Annotated in this window: 10 protein-coding genes; 3 read left to right on the forward strand and 7 right to left on the reverse strand. The window is 69.0% G+C overall.

What is annotated here, in order from left to right; translation table 11 throughout:
- Window positions 1-59: 59 nt before the first annotated feature.
- From thpD to AB0I18_RS50710, 7 genes are all read right to left on the reverse strand, one after another.
- Window positions 60-959, reverse strand: coding sequence for an ectoine hydroxylase (thpD, locus tag AB0I18_RS50680; protein WP_363112651.1), 900 nt, complete (start codon window positions 957-959; stop codon window positions 60-62).
- Between the two features lie 4 nt (window positions 960-963).
- The gene (locus AB0I18_RS50685) at window positions 964-1,368 is read right to left on the reverse strand and encodes an ectoine synthase (protein WP_363112652.1); all 405 of its coding nucleotides are present in this window, start codon (window positions 1,366-1,368) and stop codon (window positions 964-966) included.
- A gap of 88 nt (window positions 1,369-1,456) precedes the next feature.
- Window positions 1,457-2,728, reverse strand: coding sequence for a diaminobutyrate--2-oxoglutarate transaminase (gene ectB, locus AB0I18_RS50690; RefSeq protein WP_363112653.1), 1,272 nt, complete (start codon window positions 2,726-2,728; stop codon window positions 1,457-1,459).
- Window positions 2,729-2,756: 28 nt separating this feature from the next.
- Complete coding sequence (gene ectA / locus AB0I18_RS50695) at window positions 2,757-3,296, reverse strand: diaminobutyrate acetyltransferase (protein WP_363112654.1); 540 nt, start codon at window positions 3,294-3,296, stop codon at window positions 2,757-2,759.
- A 324-nt stretch (window positions 3,297-3,620) separates the two neighbouring features.
- Entirely contained in the window at window positions 3,621-4,151 is a 531-nt protein-coding gene (locus AB0I18_RS50700) for a DinB family protein (protein ID WP_363112655.1), read from the reverse strand.
- A 52-nt stretch (window positions 4,152-4,203) separates the two neighbouring features.
- The gene (locus AB0I18_RS50705) at window positions 4,204-4,812 is read right to left on the reverse strand and encodes a DUF1349 domain-containing protein (RefSeq protein WP_363112656.1); all 609 of its coding nucleotides are present in this window, start codon (window positions 4,810-4,812) and stop codon (window positions 4,204-4,206) included.
- A 117-nt stretch (window positions 4,813-4,929) separates the two neighbouring features.
- A complete protein-coding gene (locus tag AB0I18_RS50710) occupies window positions 4,930-6,459 on the reverse strand; it encodes an aldehyde dehydrogenase (NADP(+)) (RefSeq protein WP_363112657.1) in 1,530 nt (509 codons plus the stop codon).
- A 130-nt stretch (window positions 6,460-6,589) separates the two neighbouring features.
- On the opposite strand from AB0I18_RS50710, the gene AB0I18_RS50715 reads away from it, so the two are divergent.
- From AB0I18_RS50715 to AB0I18_RS50725, 3 genes are all read left to right on the forward strand, one after another.
- A complete protein-coding gene (locus AB0I18_RS50715; RefSeq protein ID WP_363112658.1) occupies window positions 6,590-7,363 on the forward strand; it encodes an IclR family transcriptional regulator in 774 nt (257 codons plus the stop codon).
- A gap of 28 nt (window positions 7,364-7,391) precedes the next feature.
- Entirely contained in the window at window positions 7,392-7,865 is a 474-nt protein-coding gene (locus AB0I18_RS50720) for a GNAT family N-acetyltransferase (RefSeq protein WP_363112660.1), read from the forward strand.
- Window positions 7,866-7,985: 120 nt separating this feature from the next.
- The gene (locus AB0I18_RS50725; protein ID WP_363112659.1) at window positions 7,986-9,437 is read left to right on the forward strand and encodes a penicillin-binding transpeptidase domain-containing protein; all 1,452 of its coding nucleotides are present in this window, start codon (window positions 7,986-7,988) and stop codon (window positions 9,435-9,437) included.
- Window positions 9,438-9,510: the final 73 nt, after the last annotated feature.

Raw genomic sequence — 9,510 nt, forward strand, 5'->3', positions numbered from 1 at the left:
TGTCCCGTACGTCGTCGTACGGGACAAGAGCCGGGCCCTCAACTACCGTCAGCGGTACGTCACTTCACCGGCGTGAAGTCCCTGGCTCCAATGAACTCAGGCCTGCGCACCGGTGCCGCGAACGGCTCCACCGCCGCGTTCTCCACGCTGTTGAACACGATGAAGACGTTGGACCGCGGGAACGGCGTGATGTTGTCCCCGGAGCCGTGCATGCAGTTGCAGTCGAACCAGGTCGCCGAGCCCGCCTTGCCCGTGAAGAGCTTGATGCCGTGCTGGGACGCGAACTTGGTGAGCGCCTCGTCGGAGGGCGTGCCCGCGTCCTGCATCTGGAGCGACTGCTTGTAGTTGTCCTTCGGGGTGGCCCCCGAGCAGCCGAGGAAGGTCCGGTGCGACCCCGGCATGATCATGAGGCCGCCGTTGGTGTCGTAGTTCTCGGTCAGCGCGATCGAGACGGACACGGTCCGCATGTTCGGCAAACCGTCCTCGGCGTGCCAGGTCTCGAAGTCCGAGTGCCAGTAGAAGCCGCTCGCCCCGAAGCCCGGCTTGACGTTGATCCGGGACTGGTGGACGTACACGTCCGAGCCGAGGATCTGCCGGGCCCGGCCCACCACGCGCTCGTCGCGCACCAGTTGGGCGAAGACCTCACTGATCTTGTGGACCTCGAAGACCGAGCGGATCTCCTGCGACTTCGGCTCGACGATCGAGCGCTCGTCGGCGCGGATCGCCGGGTCGGTGACCAGGCGCTCCAACTCGGCTCGGTAGAGCGGGACTTCGTCGTCGCCGATGAGCTGCTCGATGGCGAGGAAGCCGTCGCGCTCGTACGACCCGAGGTCGGCCGCCGGGATCGGTCCCGGAGTGTCCGGCGCGCTCCAGACGACCGGGTCCTGGCGGGGTACGGACACCTCACTGGCGCCGCGGCTCGGGTACAGATCGGTCAGCGTGGGCGGGGTCGTGGTCATCTGCTCAGACCTCCTCGGGCTCGGTCAGCAGGGGGTAGACACCGTTCTCGTCATGGTCCTCCCGTCCGGTCACCGGCGGATTGAAGACACAGACGCAGCGGAAGTCCTCCTTGATCCGCAGCGTGTGCCTCTCGTGCCCGTCGAGGAGGTACATGGTTCCCGGCGTGATCGTGTACTTCTTCCCGGTCTCGTCGTCGGTGAGTTCGGCCTCACCCTCGACGCAGACGACGGCCTCGACGTGGTTCGCGTACCACATCGACGTCTCCGTACCCGCGTACAGGATCGTCTCGTGCAGGGAGAAGCCGACCTTCTCCTTGGCGAGGACGATGCGCTTGCTCTCCCAGGTGCCCGACGCGGACTTGACGTGCCGGTCGGTGCCTTCCAGCTCCTTGAACGAACGGACTATCACGGTGGTGCGGTGCCTCTCTTCCGTGTTCTCGGACGCGTGTTACTCGCACACGTCCTTCTCGCACACGTCTTTCTCGGACGCGTGCTTCTCAGGCGGTCTCCCGGACGGCGCGGGCGAGGGTGCGCAGCCCCTCGTCCAGTTCGTCGGGCGTGATGGTGAGCGCCGGGAGGAGTTTCACGACCTCGCTCTCCGGGCCCGACGTCTCGATGAGCAGGCCGAGTTCGAAGGCCCGTCCGGCCACCTTGCCCGCGCGTGCCTTGTCGTGGAACTCGATGCCCCAGACCAGGCCGCGTCCCCGGTACTCCTTGATGTCGGCGAGGTTCTCCTCGGTGATCGAGATCAGCGCCTGCTCGACCTGCTCGCCGCGGGTGCGGGTCTGCTTCTCCATCGCGGGCCCGTCGGACCAGTACGTCTCCAGCGCGGCGGCGGCGGTGACGAAGGCCGGGTTGTTGCCGCGGAAGGTGCCGTTGTGCTCGCCCGGCTCCCAGATGTCCAGCTCGGGCTTGAACAGGCAGAGCGACATGGGCAGTCCGTACCCGCTGATGGACTTGGAGACGGTCACGATGTCGGGCACGATCCCCGCCTCCTCGAACGAGAAGAAGGCGCCCGTGCGGCCGCAGCCCATCTGGATGTCGTCGACGATCAGCAGCATGTCCTGGCGCTCGCACAGATCGGCCAGGGCCCGCAGCCACTCGGGGCGTGCGGCGTTGATGCCGCCCTCGCCCTGCACGGTCTCGACGATCACCGCGGCCGGCTTGTTGAGGCCTGAGCCCTGGTCGTCGAGGAGCCGCTCGAACCAGAGGAAGTCCGGCACCTTGCCGTCGAAGTAGTTGTCGAACGGCATCGGCGTGCCGTGCACGAGCGGGATGCCCGCGCCGGCCCGCTTGAAGGCGTTGCCGGTCACGGCGAGCGAGCCGAGCGACATCCCGTGGAAGGCGTTGGTGAAGGAGACGATCGCCTCCCGGCCCTTCACCTTCCGGGCCAGCTTCAGCGCGGACTCGACGGCGTTGGTGCCCGTCGGGCCCGGGAACATGACCTTGTACGGGAGATCGCGCGGTCGCAGCACGATGTTCTGGAACGACTCGAGGAAGGCGCGCTTGGCGGTCGTCGACATGTCGAGACCGTGGGTGACGCCGTCGCGCTCCAGGTAGTCGATGAGGGCGCGTTTCAGTACCGGGTTGTTGTGGCCGTAGTTGAGTGATCCGGCGCCCGCGAAGAAGTCGAGGTACTCGTGGCCGTCCTCGTCGAACATGCGGCTGCCCTGCGCGCGGTCGAAGACGGTGGGCCAGGCGCGGCAGTAGCTGCGCACCTCCGACTCCAGGGTCTCGAAGACGCTCAGGTCGGGCTGGGTGATGCTCACGGCGTTACTCCTCAGAAGCATGGGGGGTTCAGAACGACAGGGGGCTGATGCGGTACAGCACCTCGGGGTCGTGCGGGCCGTCGGGGAACAGGCCCGCGTCGAACAGCACGTCCCGCTCGACGGTCGCTCCGTGGCGTGCGGCGTACGAGGTGAAGAGGCGCTCGGAGGCCGTGTTGCCGGGCGTGATCGTGGTCTCGACGACGGTCAGTTCGCGCTCGCCCGCGATCCGCAGGGTCAGTCCGTCCAGAAGCGCCGCGGCCAGGCCGCGGCCCCGGTGCGCCGCGTCGACGGCCACCTGCCATACGAGGAGGGTGTGCGGGCGCTCGGGCCGGATGTAGCCGGTGACGAAGGCGACCGGCTCGCCGTCGGCCGCGCGCGCCACCGCCGAGGTGCCGGCGAAGTCACGGCACCACAGCAGGTAGCTGTACGAGGAGTTGAGGTCGAGGGTTCCGGAGTCCTTGGCGATACGCCAGAGCGCGGCTCCGTCCCCCACGTGCGGACGGTCGATCCGCAGCCCAACTGGCATTTCCAGGAATTCCGCTTGCAGGTCTGCTTGTGCGGCGGTCATGCGGATTGAATTTACCGAGCTAAAAGTGAAATTGCATCGCCGGACGGGGTTACGTCAGCGCGGCTCCTGTGTTATCACGCGGGCGCGGCGGCGCGCTGGACAGAGCAAGACCAGCCCATTTGTCCGGAAAATACAGGAGGAAGCGGACAGCCTGTGTATTACGTCACAGCAGCGTAATCACCACGAGACCTGCCCGAATTACGAGGTTGGTGTTCGCGAAATCTTAGCGTTTAACCTCGAAGAAAGCGGGCAGAAGAATACGGGAAGCTGCGCTCGAATAGGGTCCGGAATTAGCGCTTCAGACACCCTGCCGGAATTCCCTGATTAGGCACCGGTGACCCCGTCGATCCGCTCCCGGACGATGTCCGCGTGACCGTTGTGCCGCGCGTACTCCTCGATGAGGTGAACGAGGATCCAGCGCAGACTGACCTCGACTCCGGCCATCGGGCCGCCGACGATGCGCCCGGTGTCGTCCAGCGACCGGCCGGCGCACAGCTCCCGGCCCCGCTCCACCTCCCGGCGCCAGTCCGCCAGGGCCTCGCCGAGCCCGCGCTCCGGGTCCAGGGCATAGCCTCCGGCTCCGTCCTCGTACACCGCGGGCACGTCGAGCCCGGCGAACACCCGCTGGAACCAGTTCCGTTCCACCTCGGCGAGGTGTTGCACCAGGCCCAGCAGGGTCACCTCGGACGGCGCGGCGGAGGCCAGCCGCACCTGGTCGTCGTCCAGTCCCCCGCACTTCAGCTCCAGCGTGGCCCGGTGGAAGGCGAGCCAGCTGTCCAGCGTGGGCCGTTCCGACCCCGTCATGAGCGGTACGGGCCGTCCGTCCGGCAGCGTCAGGTGCGTGTCGGTGGGCATGCCCGGCAGCATGGCACGGGCGTCCGGCGGCGCGACACCACGCGTTCGGGACTCAGCTGCCGTCCCGCAGGTCCGCCGGCCAGTCCGGGCGGAACTCGATGTGGTCGTACGTCACCACGCAGCCCTCGCCCATCGGGGACTGGGCCATGAAGCCGATCAGGGCCGCTCCGGTCTCCTTCTCGTCGCCCAGGGTGAAGAGGCGGACGAAGGTCCAGCGCTTGCCGTCCTTGGAGGCGTGGAAGGCGAAGGCGCGGCCGGTGCGACTGATCCGGAGCCAGACCGAACTGCCGTCCACCGTCCAGGAGTTGGCGTCGTCGGAGTGACCACGGGTGACGACCGTGCAGACGGTCGGGACGTCCGGGGAGTACTCAAGGCAGAGCTTGGCCCAGGCCCGCTCCGCCACGTGCGCGTACAGCACACCCGCGTCGAAGCCCCCGGCGAAGCCGACCGTGACACGCGCGATGAGCTGGAAGTCCCCCTCCGGCGCCCCCAGCAGACGGGGCGCGTCGGACGCCGGGTCCAGCCCCTCATCGGTGGGCGGCACGAAGCGGTCCTGCCGCGACCCCGCCCAGCCGGTGAGTATCCCGTCCTCGTACGACCAGTGCCCGTCGGGACCGTAAGTACGCAGAGAGAAGGGCAGTTCAGGTATATCGAGTTCCATACGCCGAGTCTCTCAGCTCAACCACTGCTGGCGCGCCCCTGAAAGGGGCGCGGGGAACTGCGCGACCAGCCACAGCCGGCCCGCAGCTCCCCAACAAACCAGACAACCAACGGCGCCCTACCGCTCCAGGCGGCCGTCATAGCGTCGCGGCAACCCCAACGGGTTGTCGTCCCGCAGCTCGGCCGGCAGCAACGCCTCAGGCGCGTTCTGGTACGCGACCGGCCGCAGCCACCGCTCGATGGCCGTACCGCCCACCGACGTGGAGGTGGACGTGGTCGCCGGGTACGGCCCGCCGTGATGCTGGGCGGGCGCGACCGCGACACCGGTCGGCCAGCCGTTCACGAGCACGCGCCCCGCGAGCGGCGTCAGCTCGGCGAGGATCTCCGCACCGCGCCCCTCGCCCGCCGCCTCCTCCGTGGAGAGGTGGACGGTCGCGGTGAGGTTGCCGGGGAGACGGGCGAGAACCGCGTTCGCCTCGGCCTGGTCCTCGTAGCGCACGACGACCGTGACCGGGCCGAAGCACTCCTCCAGGAGCAGGTCGTACTCGCTCTCGGAGGCGAGCTTGCCCGCGGGGACCGTCAGGAAGCCGGGGCTCACCGTGTGCTCACCGCCGGCGCCCGGGGTCACCGGGGCGTCCACCTCGGGAAGTTCGGCACGCTCGGCGACGCCGGCGACGAAGTTGTCGCGCATGCGGTGGTCGAGCAGGACCCCGGCGTCGGTGTTGCTGACCGCGTCCGTCAGGGACTTCAGCAGCCGGTCGCCCGCCGCGCCGGCCGGCGCGAGGACGAGGCCAGGCTTCACACAGAACTGGCCGACACCGAGCGTCATGGAGCCCGCGAGCCCCGTACCGATCGCCTCGGCGCGCTCGCCGGCCGCGGCCTCGGTGATCACGACGGGGTTCAGCGATCCGAGCTCGCCGTGGAACGGGATCGGCACGGGCCGGGCGGCCGCCGCGTCGAAGAGGGCGCGTCCGCCGCGTACCGACCCGGTGAAACCGGCGGCCGAGACCAGCGGGTGCTTGACCAGCTCGACGCCCGCCTCGAAGCCGTGGACCAGGCCGACGACACCGCCGGGGATGTCGTGCTGGGCGGCGGCCCGGCGCAGGACGGCGGCGACCAGCTCGGAGAGCCCGGGGTGGTCGGGGTGGGCCTTGACGACGACCGGGCAGCCGGCCGCGAGCGCGCTCGCGGTGTCACCGCCGGCCACCGAGAAGGCGAACGGGAAGTTCGAGGCCGAGTAGACGGCGACGACGCCCAGCGGGACCTTGTAACGGCGCAGGTCCGGGATGGGCGGTGTCGCGGTGTCGTCGGGGTGGTTGATCACGACGCCGAGGAACTCGCCCTCGTCGACGATGTCCGCGAAGGCCCGCAGCTGGTAACAGGTGCGGGCGAGTTCGCCGGTGAGCCGGACCGGGCCGAGCGCGGTCTCCGCGTCACCGGCCTCGACGAGCTGGTCCTTGGCGCCTTCGAGCTGGTCGGCGGCGGTCCGCAGGAAGGCCGCGCGGACCGTACGGTCGGCCAGGGCTCCCCGGGCGGCGTGGGCCGCGCGGACGGCCGCGTCCACCTCCTGGGCTGTGGCTTCCACCGCAACCTGCTCGCGCTGCTTCCCGGTTCGGGGGTCGACACTCCAGACTGGTGCTGCTGCCACCGCGGGTCCCTCCAGATGTAATGCCGCAGTTCATGTGCCACTCACCAGGGGCGTTCGATATGCTGAACGCTGTCTCTGGTGGTGAATATGCTGTGGAGACTATTTCGCGGCGAACGAGGGGGTCAAGGCGATGTCGGCAGTCGAGACAGGCGGCGGGGCGCAGGTCAAGTCCGCGGTACGGACCGTGGAGCTGCTGGAGTACTTCGCGGGCCGGCCCGGCATGCACTCGCTGGCCGCCGTGCAGGAGGCCGTCGGGTACCCCAAGTCGAGCCTCTACATGCTGCTGCGCACGCTCGTCGAGCTCGGCTGGGTCGAGACGGACGCGACGGGCACGCGGTACGGCATCGGCGTACGGGCCCTGCTCGTCGGGACGTCGTACATCGACGGTGACGAGGTGGTGGCCGCCGCCCGGCCGACCCTGGACCGGCTCTCCGACGACACCACGGAGACGATCCACCTGGCCCGCCTGGACGGCACGAACGTCGTGTACCTCGCCACCCGCCAGTCCCAGCACTACCTCCGCCCCTTCACCCGCGTGGGCCGCCGCCTCCCCGCCCACTCCACCTCCCTCGGCAAGGCGCTGCTCGCCACCCACACCGACGAGCAGGTCCGCAAGCTCCTCCCGGAGACCCTGCCCGCCCTGACCGAGCACACCATCACCGACCGGGAGAAGCTCATCGTCGAGCTGCACCAGGTGCGGGAGCAGGGGTTCGCGGTGGACCGCGAGGAGAACACGCTGGGCCTGCGCTGCTTCGGCGTCGCGATCCCCTACCGGACCCCCGCCCGGGACGCGATCAGCTGCTCGGTGCCGGTGGCCCGGCTGACGCCCGCGCACGAGCAGATGGTGAAGGACGCGCTGTTCGACGCGCGGGACCGACTGACACTCGCCACCCGGAGGCTCTGACATGGCTGAGATGACTGAGGTGTCCGGCATGGAGGTCGTGCTCCGCGAGATCCACGACAGCGATCTGCCAGTGTTCTTCCGGCAGATGATGGATCCCGAGTCCGTGCGGATGGCCGCGTTCACCGCCAAGGACCCGACCGACCGGGACGCCTTCGACGCCCACTGGAAGCGGATCCGTAGCTTGTCCGACGTCGTCAACCGTACGGTCCTCGTCGACGGTGACGTGGTGGGCAACGCGGCGGTGTACGGCGAGCCCGGCGAGCGCGAGGTGACGTACTGGATCGACCGGGCGTACTGGGGACGCGGCATCGCGACGGCGGCGCTGCGAGCCCTGCTGGCCGAGGTCCGCGAACGCCCGCTGTACGCACGTGCCGCGGCGGACAACGCGGGTTCGCTGCGCGTGCTGGAGAAGTGCGGTTTCCGCGTGACCGCACAGGACAGGGGCTTCGCGAACGCCCGCGGCGAGGAGATCGACGAGGCGGTCCTGACGCTGGAGGCCTGAGGACGGCCACCGGACACCGACCGTCGACCGTCGACCGTCGACGGCTGTTCCATGAACGGCACATGAGAATTCGGGGCGACAGGGAACGATTGACTCCGTCCCGCGCGTCTTCAGAGCGGGATGAACAAGACGATCAGGCGCGCCTCCGTGTTCACGCTGCTGCTCGTGCTCGCCCTACTGGTCAGGGCGACGTGGGTGCAGTTCTACGACGGCCGGGCGCTCGCAGAGGACAAGGACAACCGGCGGAACGCGATCGAGCAGTACGCGTACCCGCTCGGGAACATCATCGTGGGCGGAAACGCGATCACCGGTTCCGCGGAGACGAAGGGCAGCGACCTCAAGTACAAGCGCACGTACACCGACGGCAGTCTCTACGCGGCGGTCACGGGCTACAGCTCGCAGGTGTACGGGGCGACGCAGCTGGAGGGCATCTACCAGGAGCTGCTCGACGGCACGGACAACCGGCTGAAGGATCCCCTCGAATCGGTCACCGGCAAGCGCGCCGACCCGGGCGACGTGGTGACGACGATCGACCCGGACGTGCAGAAGGCCGCGTACGAGGCGCTCGGCGGCAAGAAGGGCGGGGCGATCGCGATCGACCCGAAGACCGGCAAGATCCTCGGTGCCGTGTCCACCCCGTCGTACGACCCGTCGACGATCAGCGCCGGCGACTCCGACGCCTGGACGAAGCTGACGAAGGACGCCGACAAGCCGATGACGAACCGCGCGCTGCGGCAGCCGCTGCCGCCCGGTTCGACGTTCAAGCTGGTCGTCGCGGCCGCCGCGCTGGAGGACGGGCTGTACCCGGACGTGGACGCGAGGACGGACAGCCCCAACCCGTACCCGCTGCCGGGCACGACCCGGGTGCTGGAGAACGAGAGCGCGTCGGCGCCCTGTGAGAACGCCACGATCCGCGTCGCGCTGCAGTACTCCTGCAACAACGTCTTCGGGAAGATGGCCGTCGACCTGGGCCAGGACAAGCTCAGGGCGATGGCCGAGAAGTTCGGCTTCAACGACAAGACGCAGGACGTGCCCGTGCGGGCGTACGAGAGCGTCTATCCGTCGGACATGGACAAGTCGTCCACGGCCCTGACGGGCATCGGCCAGTTCGACGTGACCGCGACGCCGCTGCAGATGGCCATGGTGTCGGCGGCCATCGCCAACGGCGGCAAGCTGGTCTCGCCGCACATGGTGTCGCAGATCAGCGACGCGGACGGCAATGTGCTGGAGAACTACGACGACGGGACCGACACGAAGGAGATCGTCAGCTCGTCCACCGCCGAGCAGCTGGAGTCGGCGATGCAGACGGTCGTCGAGAAGGGCACGGGTACGAACGCGCAGATCTCCGGGGCGACCGTGGGCGGCAAGACCGGCACGGCCCAGCACGGCGAGAACAACAGCAAGACGCCGTATGCCTGGTTCACGTCCTACGCGAAGGACGACTCCAGCGGTAAGGAGGTCGCCGTGGCGGTGATCGTCGAGCAGTCGGATGCGGCGCGGTCCGAAGTGAGCGGTAACGGATTGGCTGCGCCGGTTGCAAAGGCGATGATGCAGGCTGCTCTCGCGAGTTGACGCGGCGGGGGTAGTTCGTCGGGTGCGGGCCGGCTGTGGCTGGTCGCGCAGTTCCCCGCGCCCCCAAAGGGGC

Origin of the sequence: Streptomyces sp. NPDC050704, from assembly GCF_040654355.1 — a bacterium.
Classification (GTDB): Bacteria; Actinomycetota; Actinomycetes; order Streptomycetales; family Streptomycetaceae; genus Streptomyces.

Bases quoted from the DNA above. Each gene is read 5' to 3' on its own strand.
- thpD (WP_363112651.1), bottom strand. From the start codon at position 959: ATGACCACGACCCCGCCCACGCTGACCGATCTGTACCCGAGCCGCGGC.
- ectA (WP_363112654.1), bottom strand. From the start codon at position 3,296: ATGACCGCCGCACAAGCAGACCTGCAAGCGGAATTCCTGGAAATGCCA.
- AB0I18_RS50700 (WP_363112655.1), bottom strand. From the start codon at position 4,151: ATGCCCACCGACACGCACCTGACGCTGCCGGACGGACGGCCCGTACCG.
- AB0I18_RS50705 (WP_363112656.1), bottom strand. From the start codon at position 4,812: ATGGAACTCGATATACCTGAACTGCCCTTCTCTCTGCGTACTTACGGT.
- AB0I18_RS50715 (WP_363112658.1), top strand. From the start codon at position 6,590: ATGTCGGCAGTCGAGACAGGCGGCGGGGCGCAGGTCAAGTCCGCGGTA.
- AB0I18_RS50720 (WP_363112660.1), top strand. From the start codon at position 7,392: ATGGAGGTCGTGCTCCGCGAGATCCACGACAGCGATCTGCCAGTGTTC.
- AB0I18_RS50725 (WP_363112659.1), top strand. From the start codon at position 7,986: ATGAACAAGACGATCAGGCGCGCCTCCGTGTTCACGCTGCTGCTCGTG.